The organism is Bacillus sp. 3103sda1, assembly GCF_024159135.1.
In the GTDB taxonomy this organism is placed as follows: domain Bacteria; phylum Bacillota; class Bacilli; order Bacillales; family Bacillaceae_G; genus Bacillus_A; species Bacillus_A rhizoplanae.
The window spans coordinates 3,103,072-3,123,686 of record NZ_JAMYWS010000001.1 but is presented as its reverse complement, the minus strand read 5'-3'; the positions used below and the strand labels follow the sequence as shown (position 1 = coordinate 3,123,686).

General features: G+C 36.7%; 18 protein-coding genes. All 18 read left to right on the top strand.

The annotated features are described in order from the left end of the window. Positions 1-1,287, top strand: coding sequence for an EF-P 5-aminopentanol modification-associated protein YfmH (yfmH, locus tag NKR74_RS15560; RefSeq protein ID WP_253630191.1), 1,287 nt, complete (start codon positions 1-3; stop codon positions 1,285-1,287). A 21-nt stretch (positions 1,288-1,308) separates the two neighbouring features. Beyond that, on the top strand, positions 1,309-2,022 hold the full coding sequence (gene ymfI, locus NKR74_RS15555) for an elongation factor P 5-aminopentanone reductase (RefSeq protein ID WP_253630190.1): 714 nt from the start codon (positions 1,309-1,311) through the stop codon (positions 2,020-2,022). A gap of 108 nt (positions 2,023-2,130) precedes the next feature. Next, a complete protein-coding gene (locus tag NKR74_RS15550) occupies positions 2,131-2,376 on the top strand; it encodes a DUF3243 domain-containing protein (protein ID WP_098309724.1) in 246 nt (81 codons plus the stop codon). Between the two features lie 152 nt (positions 2,377-2,528). Then, positions 2,529-3,314, top strand: coding sequence for a DUF3388 domain-containing protein (locus NKR74_RS15545; RefSeq protein ID WP_253630189.1), 786 nt, complete (start codon positions 2,529-2,531; stop codon positions 3,312-3,314). Between the two features lie 21 nt (positions 3,315-3,335). Continuing rightward, positions 3,336-4,223: a helix-turn-helix domain-containing protein gene (locus NKR74_RS15540; RefSeq protein ID WP_253630188.1), complete on the top strand. Its 888-nt coding sequence runs from the start codon at positions 3,336-3,338 to the stop codon at positions 4,221-4,223. Positions 4,224-4,287: 64 nt separating this feature from the next. Continuing rightward, on the top strand, positions 4,288-4,866 hold the full coding sequence (pgsA, locus tag NKR74_RS15535; protein ID WP_098309727.1) for a CDP-diacylglycerol--glycerol-3-phosphate 3-phosphatidyltransferase: 579 nt from the start codon (positions 4,288-4,290) through the stop codon (positions 4,864-4,866). A gap of 21 nt (positions 4,867-4,887) precedes the next feature. Next, complete coding sequence (locus tag NKR74_RS15530) at positions 4,888-6,126, top strand: competence/damage-inducible protein A (RefSeq protein WP_253630187.1); 1,239 nt, start codon at positions 4,888-4,890, stop codon at positions 6,124-6,126. A 302-nt stretch (positions 6,127-6,428) separates the two neighbouring features. After that, positions 6,429-7,463, top strand: a complete 1,035-nt coding sequence (recA, locus tag NKR74_RS15525; protein ID WP_098309729.1) for a recombinase RecA — start codon at positions 6,429-6,431, stop codon at positions 7,461-7,463. Positions 7,464-7,781: 318 nt separating this feature from the next. Next, positions 7,782-9,344, top strand: a complete 1,563-nt coding sequence (gene rny / locus NKR74_RS15520; RefSeq protein WP_098309730.1) for a ribonuclease Y — start codon at positions 7,782-7,784, stop codon at positions 9,342-9,344. Positions 9,345-9,527: 183 nt separating this feature from the next. Then, on the top strand, positions 9,528-10,322 hold the full coding sequence (locus tag NKR74_RS15515) for a TIGR00282 family metallophosphoesterase (protein ID WP_098309774.1): 795 nt from the start codon (positions 9,528-9,530) through the stop codon (positions 10,320-10,322). A 149-nt stretch (positions 10,323-10,471) separates the two neighbouring features. Then, complete coding sequence (spoVS, locus tag NKR74_RS15510) at positions 10,472-10,732, top strand: stage V sporulation protein SpoVS (RefSeq protein ID WP_020059065.1); 261 nt, start codon at positions 10,472-10,474, stop codon at positions 10,730-10,732. A gap of 267 nt (positions 10,733-10,999) precedes the next feature. Beyond that, the gene (locus NKR74_RS15505) at positions 11,000-11,923 is read left to right on the top strand and encodes a dipeptidase (protein ID WP_098309731.1); all 924 of its coding nucleotides are present in this window, start codon (positions 11,000-11,002) and stop codon (positions 11,921-11,923) included. 256 nt (positions 11,924-12,179) lie between these two features. Continuing rightward, positions 12,180-13,937 carry a 2-oxoacid:acceptor oxidoreductase subunit alpha gene (locus NKR74_RS15500; RefSeq protein ID WP_098309732.1) on the top strand — a complete coding sequence of 586 codons (1,758 nt, stop codon included), beginning with the start codon at positions 12,180-12,182 and terminating at the stop codon, positions 13,935-13,937. Further along, the gene (locus tag NKR74_RS15495; RefSeq protein ID WP_253630186.1) at positions 13,924-14,790 is read left to right on the top strand and encodes a 2-oxoacid:ferredoxin oxidoreductase subunit beta; all 867 of its coding nucleotides are present in this window, start codon (positions 13,924-13,926) and stop codon (positions 14,788-14,790) included. Before NKR74_RS15500 ends, NKR74_RS15495 begins: the two co-directional genes overlap by 14 nt. A 328-nt stretch (positions 14,791-15,118) precedes the next feature. Continuing rightward, the gene (gene miaB / locus NKR74_RS15490; RefSeq protein ID WP_253630185.1) at positions 15,119-16,648 is read left to right on the top strand and encodes a tRNA (N6-isopentenyl adenosine(37)-C2)-methylthiotransferase MiaB; all 1,530 of its coding nucleotides are present in this window, start codon (positions 15,119-15,121) and stop codon (positions 16,646-16,648) included. A 3-nt stretch (positions 16,649-16,651) separates the two neighbouring features. Then, positions 16,652-17,083, top strand: a complete 432-nt coding sequence (locus NKR74_RS15485; protein ID WP_098309735.1) for a YlbF/YmcA family competence regulator — start codon at positions 16,652-16,654, stop codon at positions 17,081-17,083. A 174-nt stretch (positions 17,084-17,257) separates the two neighbouring features. Beyond that, a complete protein-coding gene (gene cotE / locus NKR74_RS15480) occupies positions 17,258-17,809 on the top strand; it encodes an outer spore coat protein CotE (RefSeq protein WP_098309738.1) in 552 nt (183 codons plus the stop codon). A 128-nt stretch (positions 17,810-17,937) separates the two neighbouring features. Next, positions 17,938-20,607, top strand: a complete 2,670-nt coding sequence (mutS, locus tag NKR74_RS15475; RefSeq protein WP_253630184.1) for a DNA mismatch repair protein MutS — start codon at positions 17,938-17,940, stop codon at positions 20,605-20,607. Positions 20,608-20,615: the final 8 nt, after the last annotated feature.

Sequence of the window (20,615 nt, the reverse complement as noted above, 5' to 3'; positions counted from 1 at the left end):
ATGGAAAGAATCGTGTACGAACAATTAAAAGAAACGCTATATTATGAGAAACTTTCGAATGGTTTAGAAGTATATATTCTTCCGAAGCAAGGCTTTAATAAAACGTATGCAACATTTACGACAAAGTATGGTTCGATTGATAATGCGTTTATGCCGCTTGGAAAAGATGAGATGCTCCGTGTACCAGATGGGATTGCACACTTTTTAGAGCATAAATTATTTGAAAAAGAGGATCATGATGCGTTTCAATTATTTAGTAAACAAGGAGCTTCTTCAAATGCATTTACATCTTTTACAAGAACTGCATATTTATTTTCTTGCACATCAAACGTTGAAACAAACTTAGAAACATTGTTGGATTTCGTGCAAGAGCCGTACTTTTCTGAACAAACGGTTGAGAAAGAGAAGGGAATTATCGGTCAAGAAATTCAAATGTACCAAGATAATGCTGATTGGCGTTTATATTTTGGATTAATTGATAGCTTATATAGGAAACATCCTGTAAAGATTGATATCGCTGGAACAATTGATTCTATTAGCAAAATTACGAAAGATTTACTGTATGAATGCTATCATACATTTTATCACCCAAGCAATATGTTATTATTTATTGTTGGCTCTATTGACCCAGAGACGACAATGAATTTAGTACGTGAAAATCAAGCGAAGAAAAATTATACCGCCCAATCTGAAATTGTTCGGTCTTTTGATGAAGAACCAGAACAAGTAAACGAGAAAAAAATGGTTATTACAATGCCAGTACAAACACCAAAATGTTTAGTTGGTGTGAAAACACAGGACTTAAAGAAAGAAGGAAAAGACCTGCTAAAACAAGAAATTGCCTTAACCCTTCTGTTAGATTATTTATTTGGAAAAGGTTCTACTCATTATGAGACGTTATATAATGAAGGTTTAATTGATGATACGTTTTCGTACGATTATACAGAAGAAAGCAGTTTCGGTTTTGCAATGATTGGCGGAGATACGAAACAGCCGGATAAGCTAGCGAAGCAAATAACTGATATTTTATTGCAAACAAATTATGATGAGTTATGCGGTGAAACATTAGAGCGTGTGAAGAAGAAGAAAATAGGTGGTTTTTTACGTTCGTTAAATTCATCAGAATATATTGCGAATCAATTCACACGATATGCATTTAACGGTTCTAGTTTGTTTGATGCATTATCTGTTTTGGAAAGTTTATCAATTGAAGATTTACAAACAGTCGCGAAGAGCTTTTTAAAAGAAGAAAGAGTAAGTGTTTGTCAAGTTCTTCCAAAGAAATAATGTAGTAGAGAGAGGAACAGGATGAAGAAATATGCGTTAGTTACCGGGGGAAGTGGAGGAATCGGTTCTGCCGTTGTAAAGCGGCTAGTGAAAGATGGGTATACGGTATATGTCCATTATAACCGAAGTGAAAAGAAAGTTTTGGAGTTACAGCTTGAACTAGAAGGTATTATTCCAGTTCAAGCTAATTTATCAGAAGTGGATAGTGCTGAGCGTCTATGGTCTCAAATTCATCATCCAATTGATACTGTAGTATATGCAGCTGGAAAAAGTATCTTTGGATTAACGACAGATATTACCGATAAACAATTAAATGAGATGGTGGAGCTGCAAGTAAAAAATGTATATAAACTTATTTCATTTGTACTTCCTTCAATGATTCGAAATCGAAGTGGAAATATTGTCATTATCTCCTCCATATGGGGACAAATAGGTGCTTCATGTGAAGTGTTATATTCTATGGTAAAAGGAGCACAAAATTCGTACGTAAAAGCTCTGGCAAAAGAAGTTGCATTAAGTGGTGTACGAGTGAATGCTGTTGCTCCCGGTGCAATTGAAACAGAGATGCTACGTGTATTTTCAGATGAAGAAAAACAAGATATTGCAGAAGAAATTCCACTTGGACGATTAGGAATGGCAGAGGAAGTTGCAAACACAGTTGCATTTATAGTTTCTCCTCAAGCATCTTATATAACAGGTCAAATCATTGGGGTTAATGGGGGCTGGCATTGTTAAGCGCTTAAAGTAAGAAACATTGTATTTTGTTTTCTGTTCATACATAAAAAAGGACATAATAGCAAATAGTAAACATGACTCCATTACTTTATAGTGAGGTGCTTAACAATGACAGTGTTAGAAAACTTTGAACAATGGAAAGGCTTTTTAGGAGAACGTTTAGAGCAAGCGCAAGGAAAAGGGTTAGATGGCGGTGCAATTTCTGATATGGCTTATCGCATTGGTGATTATTTAGCAAATGAAGTAGAAGCGCGTAATGACCAAGAAAAATTATTGATGGAGCTGTGGAAAGTTGCAGATGAACAAGAGCAACACACAATCGCAAACTTAATGGTGAAAATGGTAAAACACTAAGTAAGAAAAAGGGAGGAGGAATCCTCTCTTTTTTGTTGATGTTGAAAATCTCTAGATTAAATCGAGTTCTATTATACATTTCGCTTTCCTATTAGGGAAAAATCATATAATATAGTACATAGGTGTAAAGTAAGCAAGGGGAGTGTCATCAAATGATTGAATGGTATTTTGAATATGAAATACATAAAAACCGACCTGGCTTGCTTGGCGACGTTTCTTCGTTGATCGGTATGCTTGGTATCAATATCGTAACAATTAATGGGGTAGATAATGCTCGACGTGGACTATTGTTAATGTGTGATAATCAAGAACAAATTTCTAGACTTGAATCAATTCTAAATACGATGGATAATATAACCGTAACGAAATATCGTTCACCGAAGCTTCGTGATCGGTTAGCAGTTCGACATGGAAGGTACATACAGCGAGATGCGGATGATAAGAAAACATTTCGTTTCGTTCGTGATGAATTAGGCTTGCTTGTGGACTTTATGGCGGAACTCATGAAAAAAGAAGGCCATAAATTAATTGGAATTCGCGGAATGCCGCGCGTTGGAAAAACAGAGTCTATCGTTGCGGCGAGTGTTTGTGCAAATAAACGGTGGCTTTTTGTATCATCGACTCTCATTAAACAGACGGTTCGTAGTCAATTAATTGAAGATGAATATAATGATAATAATATCTTTATTTTAGATGGAATTGTTTCAACGAAGCGCGCAAATGAACGACATTGGCAGCTTGTTCGCGAAATTATGAGATTGCCATCAACAAAAGTTGTAGAGCATCCAGATATATTTGTGAGTCAGTCAGAATATACACTTGATGATTTTGATTACATTATTGAGTTACGAAATGATTACGATGAAGAAATTCAATACAGCCTAGTAGATGAAATTGAACAAGGAAATCAGAATAATTTTTCCATGTTTGACTTTTAAAGAAATATTGAGGTGTTAGCATTGACGGAATTAGGACAAAAGCTGAAAGAAGCAAGAGAACTGAAGGGTTTTTCCATCGATCAGCTGCAAGAAGTTACGAAAATTCAAAAACGTTATTTGATTAGTATCGAAGAAGGAAATTTCAGCATATTGCCTGGGGATTTTTACGCACGTGCCTTTATAAAGCAATATGCAGAAGCGGTTGGTCTAAATGGAGAGGCAGTGTTAGAAGAGTATAAACATGAGTTACCGCAGTCAGTTTCTCAAGATGTTCCGCAAATTTCAAGAGGACAAAAAACGCAGGAAACTGTACAAAGAGCAACTTCATCACCGATTGCAGATCATATGCCTAAAATTTTAATTACAGTGCTTATTATTGCGATTGGTGTTGCAATTTGGTTTGTTTTTCAATTTGTGCTTGGGAAAGATGACGGCCATGTAAAGCAAACAGAAAGTGCACAAACAGAAGTAGAGAAAGCGAAAAATTCACCTCTTGATCAAAAGAAAGAAGAAAAGAAAGAAGATAAAAAAGAAGAAGCACCTCAACAACCTCAGTCACAACCAACTGCATCTCAAGAAGATGTTAAATTTGTTGAGACAAATAAGAATGTATCTACATTGGAAATTCACAATAACAAAGAGTTCAAATTAGAAGTTATTGCAAAAGGTACAAGTTATGTAGATATTAAAGACGAAAATAATAATGTACTCTATACGGGTACTTTAACGGAAGGGCAAACACAACAACAGGATTTAGGGTCAAAAAATGTTGTGCGGTTAAACATTGGTAGTGCGCCAAATGTTGAAATTAAAATTAATGGGCAAACTGTTGCTTTCCCAGTTAATCCAGAAGAAATGTATCATCAAATTTGGGTGATTAAAAACTTAGGAGAACAACCTGCGCAATAATAGTCATCGTTCCGATGACTTTTTTCAATGCACAAACCGTTTTTGACATGATGGAGGAATAGCTGTGAATTTACCAAATAAAATTACTGTATCAAGAATTTTCTTAATTCCTATATTTTTAATTATTATGCTTGTTCCATTTGATTGGGGAGCATACACAATTGGAAATGTAGAATTACCGATTCAGCACTTAGCTGGAGCTATCGTTTTTATTATTGCTTCTGCTACAGATTGGATTGATGGCCATTATGCAAGAAAACATAATCTTGTAACAAATCTAGGGAAATTTTTAGATCCTTTGGCGGATAAATTATTGGTATCTGCAGCATTAATTACGCTTGTAGATTTACATTTTGTATCAACTTGGATAGCTGTTGTTATTATTAGCCGAGAATTCGCCGTTACAGGCTTGCGTCTTGTATTAGCTGGTACAGGGGAAGTAGCGGCTGCAAAGATGCCTGGGAAAATTAAAATGTGGATGCAAGTTATTGCAATTTCTGCGTACTTATTGCATGATGTTCCATTTAATTTAATTCATATTCCAATTGCGGAAATTTCAATATGGATTGCGCTTATTTTTACGATTATTTCAGGATGGGATTATTTCTGGAAAAATAGAGAGGTTTTTGTCAATTCGAAATAACGGCTTATGGGGGAATGGAAGATGAATGCAGAGATTATCGCAGTTGGTACAGAGTTATTACTTGGACAAATTGCGAATACGAATGCCAAATTTTTATCAGAAAAGCTGGCATCTATTGGAATCGATGTATATTATCATACTGTTGTAGGAGATAACAATAATCGCTTGCGTCAAGCAATTGAAATTGCTCAAAAACGTGCAGATATGTTAATTTTTACAGGTGGATTAGGACCGACAAAAGACGATTTAACGAAAGAAACAATTGCTTCTTCTCTGCAGGAAGAGCTTGTATATGATGAAGTAGCGCTCGCTTCAATCGCTGACTATTATAAACGAACGGGAAGAGAGTTTACGGAAAATAATAAAAAACAAGCTCTTGTTTTAAAGGGGGCAACTGTGTTCGCCAATGATCATGGTATGGCTCCAGGGATGGGGGTATGTAAAGATAACAAGGTGTATATTTTACTTCCAGGACCACCTAAAGAAATGAATCCAATGTATACAAGTTATGTAGAGAATTGGCTACTCCCTTTTACATCGGGTGAGAATTTATATTCTCGTACTCTTCGATTCTTTGGAATTGGAGAATCACAATTAGAGACAACGATTCAAGACTTAATAGATGCTCAAACGAACCCAACGATTGCTCCTCTTGCTTCTGAAGGAGAAGTAACGCTTCGTTTGACTGCAAAGCATCATGATGCAAAAGAGGCGGAAACGCTAATAAATGATATAGAAGAATTGATTTTACAAAGAGTAGGACAATTTTTTTACGGATATAATCAAGATCTTCTTCATAATAAAGCAATTGCCTTGTTAAAACAAAAATGTTTGACGATTGCATGTGCTGAAAGTTTAACAGGCGGATTATTTGGTGATCGTATTACCGAAGTAGCTGGTGCGTCTTCTGTGTTTACAGGCGGCATAATTTGTTATAGCAATGATGTAAAGCAACATATTTTACATGTTCCAGAAGAGATTTTACAAACGGATGGAGCTGTTAGTGAAGTCTGTGCTCGCTATCTTGCAGAAAATGTGAAAAAACTTATGCAAGCCAATATCGGAATTAGTTTTACTGGAGTAGCTGGTCCAGATGCCTCTGAAGGGAAAGAACCAGGGACAGTATTTATTGGATTAGCAATGGATGAACAGCCGACGATTGTTATTCCGCTTGCATTAAGTGGAAGTCGCCAGCAAATTCGTGAACGAACTGTCAAATATGGATTTTATCATCTGTATAAGAAGCTAGAAGAGATATAAGTCTCCTCTAGCTTCTGCTATTTTATCCCGCTATTTGTGGATAGTAAGACCCCACCTCAAGATTCAGAGAAAGCGAAGAAGATAGTTGTGGAATAACTGTCCGTAAAAGCCCGATTGGGCAGGCTTTCCATCAGTGGGAGATGAAGAAAAACTCCACTGATGGAAGTTTCACATTATATAGAAAAATAAAGGTTTTCATCTACTGGAAAATAAAAAAACGAATAAACGTTCGATTTTTGTTGGCATAATGGAAAGAAACTATTATAATAAAATTAGCATTTAAGTTAAGGAGGAATTTTTGAATGAGTGATCGTCAAGCGGCTTTAGATATGGCGTTAAAACAAATAGAAAAACAATTCGGTAAAGGCTCTATTATGAAACTAGGAGAGCAAGCGGAACGAAAGATTTCTACTATATCAAGTGGTTCGTTAGCACTTGATGTTGCCCTTGGAGTTGGTGGTTATCCACGTGGCCGTGTTATTGAAATTTACGGACCTGAAAGTTCAGGTAAAACAACGGTTTCCTTACATGCGATTGCAGAAGTACAACGTCAAGGCGGACAAGCGGCGTTTATTGATGCAGAACATGCAATGGATCCTGTATATGCCCAAAAATTAGGTGTTAACATTGATGAATTACTATTATCTCAGCCAGACACAGGAGAACAAGGATTAGAAATTGCAGAGGCATTAGTACGAAGCGGTGCAATTGATATTATTGTTATTGACTCTGTAGCAGCACTTGTTCCAAAAGCAGAGATTGAAGGAGAAATGGGTGACTCTCACGTCGGTTTACAAGCACGTTTAATGTCACAAGCTCTTCGTAAATTATCTGGTGCAATTAATAAGTCAAAAACAATCGCAATCTTTATTAACCAAATTCGTGAAAAAGTTGGGGTTATGTTTGGAAATCCAGAAACAACTCCAGGTGGTCGTGCGTTGAAATTCTATTCAACAGTACGTCTTGAAGTGCGTCGTGCTGAGCAGTTAAAGCAAGGTAACGATATTGTTGGTAATAAAACAAAAGTGAAGGTAGTAAAAAATAAAGTAGCACCTCCTTTCCGCGTTGCAGAAGTTGATATTATGTACGGAGAAGGGATTTCAAGAGAAGGCGAAATTTTAGATATGGCTTCTGAACTTGATATCGTTCAAAAGAGCGGAGCTTGGTATTCTTATAATGAAGAACGCTTAGGACAAGGGCGTGAAAATGCGAAGCAATTCCTAAAAGAAAATCCAGAAGTTACAGATGAAATTGCATTCTTTATTCGTGAGCATCATGGCATTGGTGAAGAAGCGGCATCTGGAAGTGGAGAAGATATGAATCTTCTTGATGATTAAAAGACACGGTTTCGTGTCTTTTATTTTTCATCAGGGGTAAAGGAAGTAAAAGTAGACAAAGCTTGACAATGAAAATAGCGGTAGATACAATGATAATGTATATTTTTTCTTATATTATATACGATACACTCTTCTCAAGAAGAGAAGTAACATTCGGATAGGACTGATACTTTCCGAAATAAGCATATGTCTATTTTAATTGTGAAATGAAGAAAGTCCCTTAAAAAGGCGGGACGACAGTCATTGCTGTACGTTGCAAGCGCAAACAATGTACATCCATGCAGTCTTTTTTCATTCATAGCAAGAGGAGGTGAAATTATGAGTAATGTAGTTTGGCTACTCATCTCCATTTTGCTGGCCATCGTCAGTGCAGTTGTTGGATTTTTTGTTCGAAAGTCCATTGCAGAAGCGAAGATTAACGGTGCGGCCAATGAAGCGAAGCGTATTGTAGAAGATGCAAATCGTCAAGCAGAAGCACTGAAAAAAGAAGCGCTGTTAGAAGCAAAGGATGAAATTCATACACTTCGTACAGAAGCAGAATTAGAAATTCGTGACCGAAGAAGCGAGTTACAAAAACAAGAAAATCGTTTAATGCAAAAAGAAGAGAACCTTGATCGAAAAGACGAATCGCTTGAGAAAAGTCAGCAATTGTTAGAGAAGAAAGAGGAATCTCTTGTAGTAAGACAACAGCAGATTGAAGATTTGGAAAGCAAAGTGGGAGAGTTAGTACAAAAACAGCAAGATGAATTAGAGCGTATTTCTAGCCTAACGCGTGAGCAAGCAAGAGCCATTATCCTAGAAAAAGTTGAAAATGAAGTTTCGCATGAAATCGCTGTTATGGTAAAAGAAACTGAAATACGTGCAAAAGAAGAAGCAGATAAGAAAGCGAAAGAGATTTTATCTTTAGCTATGCAAAGATGTGCTGCTGATCACGTTGCTGAAACTACGGTTTCAGTTGTAAATCTTCCAAATGACGAGATGAAGGGACGTATTATCGGACGTGAAGGTCGTAATATTCGTACACTAGAAACGTTAACAGGTATTGATCTAATCATCGATGATACACCAGAAGCAGTAATCTTATCAGGCTTTGACCCAATTCGTCGTGAAACTGCTCGTATTGCTCTTGATAAACTTGTACAAGACGGCCGTATTCACCCAGCACGTATTGAAGAAATGGTTGAAAAATCAAGACGTGAAGTGGATGAGTATATTCGTGAAGTTGGAGAACAAACGACTTTTGAAGTGGGCGTACACGGGTTACATCCAGATTTAATTAAGATTTTAGGTCGTTTGAAATTTAGAACAAGCTACGGTCAAAATGTCTTAAAGCACTCTATGGAAGTTGCTTATTTAGCTGGACTAATGGCAGCTGAACTTGGTGAAGACGAAAAGCTTGCTCGTCGTGCTGGCTTATTACATGACATCGGAAAAGCGATCGATCATGAGGTTGAAGGCAGCCACGTTGAAATTGGTGTTGAGCTGGCGACAAAATATAAAGAGCATCCTGTTGTTATCAATAGTATTGCATCTCACCATGGCGATACTGAACCGACTTCTATCATCGCAGTTCTTGTGGCAGCGGCAGATGCACTGTCAGCAGCAAGACCTGGAGCACGAAGTGAGACGCTTGAAAATTATATTCGTCGTCTTGAAAAGCTTGAAGAGATTTCTGAGTCTTATGAAGGTGTTGAGAAATCCTATGCAATTCAAGCTGGACGTGAAGTTCGTATCTTAGTGAAACCAGATACAATTGATGATTTAGAGGCTCATCGTTTAGCGCGTGATATTCGAAAACGTATTGAAAATGAACTTGATTATCCAGGTCATATTAAAGTTACTGTTATTCGTGAAACACGTGCAGTTGAATACGCAAAATAAAGTGGTGGTGTTACACCACTTTATTTTTTTGTGTCGGGAATGGACACAATATAGAAAAGTATGTAGAATCGGAAACGATTCATGAGATAGAATAATGTAAGTAAATTCGTATTTTTCATAAGTAGAGATTGCTACTTATAAAACTAAACTACGAGGAAAGTATAGATGGAAAGGGTAAACACAATGAGAATTTTATTTGTTGGGGATGTAGTAGGCTCGCCAGGAAGAAGTATGATTCAAGATTACGTGCCTGCATTAAAGAAAAAATATACACCTACAGTTACGATTATTAATGGAGAAAATGCTGCAGGTGGACGTGGAATTACAGAGAAAATTTATCGTAACTTCTTAGAGTGCGGTGCACAGGCAGTTACACTTGGAAACCATGCATGGGATAACCGCGAAATTTTTGAATTTATCGATGATGCAAAGTACCTTGCAAGACCAGCAAATTTCCCGGAAGGAACACCAGGAAAAGGGCTTATTTTTGTGAATTGTAATGGTATAGAAGTTGCAGTGATTAATTTACAAGGTCGCACATTCCTTCCACCAATTGATTGTCCATTCCGTAAAGTGGATGAATTGATTAAGATTGCGAAAAAGCGTACGAATATTATTTTTATTGATTTTCATGCTGAAACAACGAGTGAAAAGCAAGCGCTTGGCTGGTATGTAGATGGACGCGCTACAGCGGTTGTTGGAACGCATACGCATGTTCCAACTGCGGATAATCGTATTTTACCAAAGGGAACAGCTTATATTACGGATGTTGGTATGACAGGTCCATATGATGGGATTTTAGGGATGGATCGCGAAGCGGTATTGAAGAAGTTTTTAACAAATCTTCCAGTACGATTTGAAGTAACGAATGGAAGAACACAGTTAAGTGCTGTGTTAATTGATGTGGATCCAAATACAGGAAAAGCTAAGAAAATTGATCGTATTTTAATTAATGATGACCAGCCATTTTTTGAATAAGAAACACAAAAGTTAGAAAATAAAATATATTTTAATTTTTAGAAAAATTACAGAATTTTAGCAGGAATATGAATCATTGCTCGTGAATATAAGTTAAAAGTGAATTCAATCGCTAATACTTTTTTTAAGAAACGAGGAGGAAACGAGCAATGGAAATATTAAAAGTTAAAGCAACTTCGGTACCTAACTCTGTAGCTGGTGCACTTGCTGGAGTTATTCGTGAGCGCGGTTCAGCAGAAATGCAAGCAATCGGTGCTGGTGCATTGAATCAAGCCGTGAAGGCAGTAGCAATTGCGAGAGGATTTGTAGCGCCGAGTGGTGTGGACTTGATTTGTATCCCAGCTTTCACAGATATTATGATTGATGGTGAAGAACGCACAGCGATTAAATTAATTGTAGAACCTCGTTAAATTGGATGACCTGTTTGCATTTGCAAACAGGTCATTTTTATCCCACATTAACGGGCAGTAAGACGCCCACCTCAAGATTCAGAGAAAATCGAAGAAGATAGATGGGGGATAACTGCTGGCATGCGCCCGATTGGTTTAACTAATAATCAGTGGGGGCTGAAAAAATCCTCACTGATTAAAGTTTCACTTTATCATTTTCTGTAAGAAGAGCTTCGCTTCAAATTGAATAGTAAATGAGGCTGGTTCTAGAAGAAGGGATGAAGAACATTGGAAATTTTTGATGCGCATTGTGATGTATTATGGCAGTTATGGATGGGAAAAGGAAAAAAATCTTTTCAAAATGATTCATCTTTACATATTACATACGATCAGTTAAAACAAAATGGCGGCAGTGTTCAATGTTTTGCGATTTATGTGCCGGAAGAAGTGCCATATGGACAACGATTTGCAGTTGCATTAGAGATGACAAATATATTTCACGAACAAATCTTGGCACTGCCGAATATAAAATGGATCAGGACAAAAGAAGATATTCAGCAATTAGGAAAAGATGAAATTGGAGCGCTTTTAACTTTAGAAGGATGCGATGCAATTGGAAATGAATTAGAGAAGCTGAAAACGTTGTATTATCTTGGGGTTCGTTCTGTTGGACTTACTTGGAACTATGCGAATTTAGTTGCTGACGGAGCATTAGAGTCCCGAGGCGGTGGTCTAACACTGTTTGGAAAAAAAGCAGTGGACGAGTTAAACCGTTACAAAGTATGGACAGATGTTTCACATCTGTCAGAGAAAGGATTTTGGGATGTGATAGAACTTGCAAATCATCTCATTGCTTCTCATTCGAATAGCTACGAGTTATGTCAGCATCCAAGAAACTTAACGAATGAACAAATAAAAGCATTAATCCAAAAAGATGGGATGATTGGGATAACATTTGTACCGATGTTTTTAGCTGCAAATAAGTCTGTTTGTATGGATGATATATTGCGCCATGTTGAGCATGTATGTATGCTTGGTGGAGAAAAGAATGTTGGATTTGGATCAGATTTTGATGGAATAACAGAAACAGTGGTACATGTGGAACGGTATGAACATTATGAATATGTCATAAATGAACTATTAAAACGATATAAAGAAGAACAAGTAAACAATTTCACATATCGTAATTTTATACACCACATTTCATTCTAAATTACCCTTATACAAGAGGTTATAGAGGAAAATTAAATATTAGAAAATTTGAAAAATATTCGATAAAATTGTATCAAATTCTTGCATTTTTACAGTGGTAGAGCTAGAATTGTAAACGAATTAAGATTATGCAAAACATTTACTGAAATCAGAAGAGGTATAATTTGTGTCCATTGTAGTTTCTTGGCTCAAAAAGTGCTAAACTAGTACTGTAAAAAAATACACTACAATGTATGAAGCTAAAGGGGTGTAGGAGATGATTAGTCAACTTTCATGGAAAGTTGGAGGGCAACAAGGTGAAGGAATTGAAAGTACAGGAGAAATCTTTTGTATTGCATTAAACCGATTAGGTTATTATCTATATGGTTATCGCCACTTTTCATCACGAATTAAAGGTGGTCATACAAACAATAAAATTCGCGTAAGTACAACAGAAGTACGCGCAATATCAGATGATTTAGATATCTTAATTGCGTTTGATCAAGAAACAATTGACTTTAACTTCCACGAACTACGTCCAGGTGGGATTGTTGTTGCAGATGCAAAATTCAATCCAAGCATTCCAGAGGGAGCAGATGCAACATTATATGCGATTCCGTTTACGGATATTGCTTCTGAACTTGGTACATCTTTAATGAAAAACATGGTTGCGGTAGGAGCGTCTAGTGCTGTATTAGGATTAGACGAAAATGTATATTTAGAAGTTGTTGATGAGATTTTTGGTCGTAAAGGAGAGCAAGTTGTTGAGAAAAACATGGAAGCAATTAAACGCGGCTCTCAATATATGAAAGAATTGCTAGGCGAAAAAGTAAATATGATGCAACTTGAAAAAGCAGATGGAAAACAACGCATGTTTATGATTGGAAACGATGCAATCGCATTTGGCGCAGTAGCTGGTGGTGCTCGTTTTATGTCTGCTTATCCAATTACGCCTGCTTCTGAGATTATGGAATACTTAATTAAGAAGCTTCCAAAAGTAGGAGGAACTGTTATTCAAACTGAAGATGAAATCGCTGCTTGTACGATGGCAATCGGTGCAAACTATGCTGGTGTACGTACATTAACAGCGTCAGCAGGTCCTGGTTTATCTCTAATGATGGAAGCAATTGGTTTAGCTGGGATTACAGAAACACCTCTTGTTATCATTGATACACAACGTGGTGGGCCAAGTACTGGTTTGCCAACAAAACAAGAACAATCTGATTTAATGGCAATGATTTACGGTACGCATGGCGAGATTCCGAAAATCGTCATGGCACCAAGTACTGCTGAAGAAGCGTTCTATGATATTGTAGAAGCATTTAACTTAGCGGAAGAATATCAAGTTCCTGTAATCTTTTTAACAGATTTACAACTTTCTTTAGGCAAACAAACAGTAGAACCACTTCAATTAGAAAAGGTTGAAATTCGCCGTGGTAAACTTGATTTACATGCGGAGTTACCAGAGCGTGAAAATAAAGCATACTTCAAACGTTATGAAGTAACAGAAGATGGCATTTCACCACGTGTTGTACCTGGTATGAAAAATGGTATTCACCATGTAACAGGCGTAGAGCACGATGAAACAGGTAAACCATCAGAGTCAGCACTTAATCGCAATGCACAAATGGATAAACGTTTCCGAAAAATGGAAAACATTAAATTTAATACCCCTGTATATAAAAATGCTAAATATGATGACGCTGATGTATTATTAGTAGGCTTTAACTCAACTCGTGGTGCAATTGAAGAAGCGATGGAACGTTTAGAGCAAGAAGGGTTAAAAGTAAACCATGCTCATGTTCGTCTAATTCATCCGTTCCCAACAGCTGAAATGCTGCCACTTGTGAAGAGTGCAAAACGTGTTGTCGTTGTAGAAAACAATGCAACTGGACAGCTTGCTAATATTATGAAGATGAATCTTGGCCACGGTGAGAAAATTTCTAACCTATTGAAATATGACGGAAATCCATTCTTACCGAAAGAAATTTACAACGAATGCAAAAAAGGGGTTGTTTTAAATGGCAACATTTAAGGACTTTCGTAATAGTGTAAAGCCAAACTGGTGTCCTGGTTGTGGGGACTTCTCAGTGCAAGCGGCAATTCAACGTGCGGCTGCAAATGTAGGCTTGAATCCTGATGAATTAGCGGTTATTTCTGGTATCGGATGTTCCGGTCGTATCTCTGGTTATATTAACTCTTACGGTGTTCATAGTATTCATGGACGTGCCCTTCCAATTGCACAAGGTGTAAAAATGGCAAATCGTGATTTAACAGTTATTGCCTCTGGTGGTGACGGTGACGGTTTTGCAATCGGTATGGGACATACAATTCATTCTATTCGTCGTAATATTGATATTACGTACATTGTTATGGATAACCAAATTTACGGTTTAACAAAAGGCCAAACTTCTCCTCGTAGTGAAGCGGGCTTTAAGACAAAAAGTACGCCGCAAGGGTCGATTGAGCCAGCACTATCTGTAATGGAAATGGCATTAACTGCTGGAGCAACGTTCGTAGCACAAAGTTTCTCTAGTGACTTAAAAGAATTAACACAGCTAATTGAAGCTGGTATTCAACATAAAGGGTTCTCACTTATTAACGTATTTAGCCCATGTGTAACTTATAACAAGGTAAATACGTATGATTGGTTTAAAGAGAATTTAACAAAGCTTAGCGAAGTAGAAGGATATGATCCATCTAATCGTATGGTTGCTATGCAAACATTAATGGAAAACAAAGGTTTAGTAACAGGTTTAATTTATCAAAATACAGAGCAACCTTCTTACCAAGAGCTTGTAAAAGGATATAGTGAAAAACCATTAGTTCATGCTGATTTGCAAATGGACCAAAAAATGTTTGATGAACTTGTAGCAGAATTTATGTAATATATGAAGGCTATCGAAATTTCGATAGCCTTTTCTAATGCAAAGTTATGATAAAGTATCTTTGTGATGGGGTATACTTCCTTTACTAAGAAAATTCAGAATGATAGAATAATAAATAAGAGTTACATTATATACGAGCTCTTCACCTCCCTTTAGTATCAGGTAAAATCGTTCATGAATGCAAGGCCTCTCTATTGTTTAATTTGACTGAACGCTTTATACTATAATAATGTGTATAGGAATGAAGCGATAGGCTTTTTATAAAGACAAAATAAACAACAACTAAAAGTCAAAACTGTGTATATGTAAGGTTGAAAGGAGATTATTCATGAACGAAGAGCAACGATTAGCAGGTCAACAAGCAACTTCAACTACTAAAAAAGCAGAAAAAGATTACAGTAAATATTTTGAAAGTGTATATCAGCCACCTTCTTTAAAGGATGCGAAAACACGCGGAAAAGAAGAAATTAAAATTGAGCGTGATTTTGGCTTACCTGAAGAGTTTCGCAATTTTGGTACAGGAAGAAAGTTCTATATCCGTACTTATGGATGTCAAATGAATGAGCATGATACGGAAGTAATGGCCGGTATCTTTACAACTCTTGGATATGAACCAACATTCTCTACAGAAGATGCAGATGTGATTTTATTAAATACATGTGCAATTCGTGAAAACGCTGAAAATAAAGTATTCGGGGAACTTGGACATTTAAAATCTTTAAAACAAAGAAATCCTGATCTTTTAGTCGGTGTTTGCGGTTGTATGTCACAAGAAGAATCTGTCGTAAACAAAATTATGCAAAAACATCAGCATGTAGATATGGTATTCGGTACACATAACATTCACCGTTTACCATACATTTTAAAAGATGCTATGTTCTCGAAAGCGACAGTTGTTGAAGTATGGTCAAAAGAAGGAGATGTCATTGAGAATCTTCCGAAAGTACGCCGTGGGGATATTAAAGCGTGGGTAAACATTATGTACGGATGTGACAAATTCTGCACATATTGTATTGTACCGTATACTCGTGGTAAAGAGCGTAGCCGTCGTCCAGAGGACATTATTAAAGAAGTACGTCACTTAGCGGCAAATGGTTATAAAGAAATTACACTACTTGGTCAAAACGTAAATGCATACGGAAAAGACTTTGAAGATATGGAATATGGTTTAGGAGATCTTATGGATGAACTTCGTAAGATTGACGTAGCACGTATTCGTTTTACAACAAGCCATCCGCGCGACTTTGATGATCGTTTAATTGAAGTACTTGGAAAAGGCGGCAATTTAGTTGAACACATTCACTTACCAGTACAATCTGGAAGTACGGATATGTTGAAAATTATGGCACGTAAATACTCACGTGAGCATTATTTAGAACTTGTACGTAAAATTAAAGAAGCGATTCCAAATGTAGTACTAACGACTGATATTATCGTCGGTTTCCCAAATGAAACAGATGAACAATTTGAAGAAACGATGTCGTTATATCGCGAAGTAGGTTTCGATAGTGCATATACATTTATTTATTCACCACGTGAAGGCACACCAGCTGCTAAAATGCAGGATAATGTACCGATGGAAGTGAAAAAAGAACGCTTGCAACGTTTAAATGCGTTAGTAAATGAATTTTCTGCGAAGAAGAATAAAGCGTATGAAGGACAAATTGTTGAAGTGCTTGTTGATGGAGAGAGTAAAAATAATCCTGATGTACTTGCAGGTTATGCACGTGCCAATAAGCTTGTAAACTTCGTAGCTCCAAAATCTGTAATCGGTCAGCTTGTAAAAGTGAAAATAACAAAAGCAAAAACTTGGTCTCTAAACGGGGAATTGGTTGAGGAGCCGATCGAGGTGAAATAATAGATGAAAATCTTTACAAAAGATGAAATTGTAGAGCAAGCGAAGGAATTAGCAAAAATGATTTCTGAAACAGAAGAAGTTGATTTCTTTAAACGTGCAGAAGCGCAAATTCATAAAAATGAGAATGTAAAACGCACGATTGATGAAATTAAAGCTTTGCAAAAACAAGCAGTGAATCTACAACATTATGGGAAATGGGAAGCGCTAAAAAAAGTAGAATCAGAAATTGATGCGTTGCAAGATAAACTGGATGAAATTCCAGTTGTACAGCAGTTCAAATCTTCTCAAACATATGTAAATGATTTATTGCAGCTTGTCGCAAGTACAATTTCAAACAAGGTCACAGATGAAATTTTAATTTCAACTGGCGGCGATGTATTAAAAGGAGAAACAGGTGCTGAAGTAGCAAATAAAAAAGGCACATGTGGCTGTTAAAAGAGATGTCGAATTCGACATCTCTTTTTGTTTCATTTTATGTATTATCTCCTTCTAGAAAGTAGAAGTTTCACGTTACATAATGAGTAGGACAGAGCATTTGCAAAAAAGAATAACACATTCCGCATTTGTCCCGCATATAATGAATTGAACATTCATTGAGGAGGGGTTCGTATGTCTGAATTTAGAGAAATTATTACGAAAGCAGTTGTGGGAAAAGGGCGTAAGTATATGAAAACAACCCACACTGTTACACCAAATCATCCGCCGACAAGTATTTTGGGGTGTTGGGTTATTAACCATGCATATGAAGCAAATAAAAATGGAAAGTATGTAGAAATCGAAGGATTCTACGATATTAACACATGGTATTCGTATGAAGAAAATACGAAAACAGAAGTCGTGACAGAGCGTGTGCATTACACAGATGATGTGAACATTGGTTATCGTGATAAGAACTTTTCTGGGGAAGATTTAGAAATTGTTGCACGTGTCGTACAACATCCAAATTGTTTAGAAGCTGTTATTTCACCAAATGGAAACAAAATGGCTGTCACTGTGGAACGGGAATTTGTAATAGAAGTCGTGGGTGAAACAAAAATTTGTGTGAGTGTGAATCCGGAGGGCTGTCAAGAAGATGATCAGCAATTTGAAGTTGAAGTTGAAGTAGATGATGACGAGTTTGAAGAACTTGATCCGAACTTTATCCTAGAGGAAGAAGAATAAGTCGAAGCTAGGGAGAATCTCTTCCTAGCTTTTTGTATATGTTTCAGATGATGGAACAAAATCATTCGTGTATAATTGTGTTATAATATATTTTTAAAGTGAAAAAGAAAGACGTATGGGGGATCAAAATGGCACAGTACACGCCGATGATGCAGCAATATTTAAAGATCAAGGCAGATTATCAAGATGCCTTTTTATTTTTTCGATTAGGCGATTTTTATGAGATGTTTTTTGAGGATGCTGTAAAAGCAGCACATGAACTTGAAATTACATTGACGAGTCGCGATGGGGGCGGGAGCGAACGGATTCCGATGTGCGGGGTACCGTATCACGCTGCGAAAAACTACATTGAACAACTGATTGAAAAAGGATATAAAGTAGCAATTTGTGAACAAGTTGAAGATCCAAAAACAGCAAAAGGTGTTGTGCGCCGTGAAGTTGTTCAGTTAATTACGCCAGGAACGATGATGGAAGGTCGTACAATAGATGAAAAGGAAAATAATTTTCTCGCAGCACTAGCACATTTTGAAGATGGTTCCTATGCATTAGCATGTAATGACTTAACAACAGGTCAAAATACAGTAACATTGTTAACTGGAACACTTGAAGATGTATTACTAGAAGTATATGCAACGGGTGCGAAAGAGATTGTCGTATCTTCCACGTTCTCTAAGGAAGAATTGGACAAGATGTTAGCAACATTAAAAATGACGGTTTCATATGAGGAAGAAACGAAAATTCCAGAGAGTCTTAGACACCTCGTTCAAAATGTAACGCAAACGAAATTAATTGCAGCAGTTGGACGTTTATTTAACTATGTTTTACGAACACAAAAACGTTCACTAGATCACCTGCAACCGGTTGAAATTTATTATACAAATCAATTTATGAAGATTGATGTTCACTCTAAACGTAATTTGGAGCTAACAGAAACCATTCGAACAAAAGAAAAAACAGGCTCCCTATTATGGTTGTTAGATAAAACAAAAACAGCAATGGGTGGACGAATGTTAAAACAGTGGATGGAACGCCCACTCATTCAAAAAGAAAAAATTGAAGAACGTTTAGAGATGGTTGAAACGTTTGTGAACGATTATTTCTTACGTGAAGATTTAAAAGAAAAATTAAAAGAAGTATACGACTTAGAACGGTTAGCAGGAAAAGTTTCATATGGAAATGTCAATGCACGTGATTTACTGCAATTAAAGCGTTCCTTAATGCAAGTTCCGGCTATTTTAGAGGCAGTTAGTCTGTTAGATAATTCTTATGCTGCAAACTTAATTCAAGGTGCTGATCCTTGTGAAAGCTTAACGGCATTATTAGAGAGAAGTATTCAAGAAAATCCGCCACTTTCTATAAAAGATGGTGACATTATAAAAGACGGTTATAGTGAGAAATTAGATCAATATCGCTACGTAAGTAAAAACGGAAAAACATGGATTGCAGAGCTTGAAAAACGTGAGCGTGATATAACAGGAATTAAATCATTAAAGATTGGTTACAACCGTATTTTTGGTTATTATATTGAAGTTACAAAAGCAAACCTTACCGCACTTCCAGAAGGACGCTATGAACGAAAACAAACACTTGCGAATGCAGAGCGTTTTATTACAGACGAATTAAAAGAAAAAGAAACATTGATTTTAGAAGCAGAAGAAAAAATCGTTCAGTTAGAATATGATTTATTCACGGCTCTTCGCGAAGAAGTGAAAGTGTTTATTCCGAAGTTACAGCAATTAGCGAAAATTATTAGTGAACTAGACGTCCTTCAAAGCTTTGCAACTGTAAGTGAAGAAGAACAATTTGTAAAACCAATATTAACGAGTAAACGAGAAATCTTTATTAAAGATGGCCGTCATCCGGTCGTTGAAAAAGTATTAAACGGCAAGTTGTATGTTCCAAATGATTGTATAATGCCTGAAAATATGGATGTTTTTTTAATTACTGGTCCAAATATGTCCGGTAAAAGTACGTATATGCGTCAATTAGCACTTATTACTGTTATGTCGCAAATCGGTTGCTTTGTACCAGCAGCAGAAGCTGTACTCCCTGTGTTTGACCAAATCTTTACGAGAATTGGGGCAGCAGATGATTTAATTTCAGGCCAAAGTACGTTTATGGTTGAAATGTTAGAAGCAAAAAATGCGATTGCGAATGCATCGGAAAGAAGCTTAATTTTATTTGATGAAATTGGTCGTGGTACATCTACGTATGACGGTATGGCATTAGCGCAAGCAATCATTGAGCATATTCATGATCAAATTGGTGCGAAAACGTTATTTTCAACACACTATCATGAATTAACAGTGTTAGAAGAAAGTTTAGATCAACTGAAAAATGTGCATGTTTCAGCGATTGAAGAAAACGGAAAAGTTGTCTTCTTGCATAAAATTCAAGAAGGAGCAGCAGATAAGAGTTACGGAATTCACGTTGCCCAGCTTGCAGAGCTGCCAGATAGCTTAATCGCTCGTGCCAAAGAAGTATTAGCGCAGCTTGAAGGTCAAGAGGAAGTAACCATTCCAAAACGAACGGAAGTCAAAGTTCCAGAAGAAATCGTACAAGAACCTGTAGTCGTGAAAGAAGAACTAGAGGCATTGCCGCAAGAAGAAGTGGAAGAAGAATCACAGCTATCCTTCTTTGCGGTGGAACAAACAGCGGAAAAAGAAGATAAGTTTGTACTCGATTCAAAAGAAACAGCAGTATTAACACAAATCAAAAAAATAGATTTACTAGATATGACACCGCTAGAAGCATTAAATGAACTGTACCGTTTACAGAAAAAGTTGAAGAAAGGATGAGTAAGTAG

Coding starts and splice junctions, on each gene's coding strand:
- NKR74_RS15550 (WP_098309724.1), top strand. CDS start 2,131: ATGACAGTGTTAGAAAACTTTGAACAATGGAAAGGCTTTTTAGGAGAA.
- miaB (WP_253630185.1), top strand. CDS start 15,119: ATGAACGAAGAGCAACGATTAGCAGGTCAACAAGCAACTTCAACTACT.
- mutS (WP_253630184.1), top strand. CDS start 17,938: ATGGCACAGTACACGCCGATGATGCAGCAATATTTAAAGATCAAGGCA.
- yfmH (WP_253630191.1), top strand. CDS start 1: ATGGAAAGAATCGTGTACGAACAATTAAAAGAAACGCTATATTATGAG.
- NKR74_RS15485 (WP_098309735.1), top strand. CDS start 16,652: ATGAAAATCTTTACAAAAGATGAAATTGTAGAGCAAGCGAAGGAATTA.
- rny (WP_098309730.1), top strand. CDS start 7,782: ATGAGTAATGTAGTTTGGCTACTCATCTCCATTTTGCTGGCCATCGTC.
- NKR74_RS15545 (WP_253630189.1), top strand. CDS start 2,529: ATGATTGAATGGTATTTTGAATATGAAATACATAAAAACCGACCTGGC.
- ymfI (WP_253630190.1), top strand. CDS start 1,309: ATGAAGAAATATGCGTTAGTTACCGGGGGAAGTGGAGGAATCGGTTCT.
- cotE (WP_098309738.1), top strand. CDS start 17,258: ATGTCTGAATTTAGAGAAATTATTACGAAAGCAGTTGTGGGAAAAGGG.
- NKR74_RS15500 (WP_098309732.1), top strand. CDS start 12,180: ATGATTAGTCAACTTTCATGGAAAGTTGGAGGGCAACAAGGTGAAGGA.
- recA (WP_098309729.1), top strand. CDS start 6,429: ATGAGTGATCGTCAAGCGGCTTTAGATATGGCGTTAAAACAAATAGAA.
- NKR74_RS15515 (WP_098309774.1), top strand. CDS start 9,528: ATGAGAATTTTATTTGTTGGGGATGTAGTAGGCTCGCCAGGAAGAAGT.
- NKR74_RS15530 (WP_253630187.1), top strand. CDS start 4,888: ATGAATGCAGAGATTATCGCAGTTGGTACAGAGTTATTACTTGGACAA.
- NKR74_RS15495 (WP_253630186.1), top strand. CDS start 13,924: ATGGCAACATTTAAGGACTTTCGTAATAGTGTAAAGCCAAACTGGTGT.
- spoVS (WP_020059065.1), top strand. CDS start 10,472: ATGGAAATATTAAAAGTTAAAGCAACTTCGGTACCTAACTCTGTAGCT.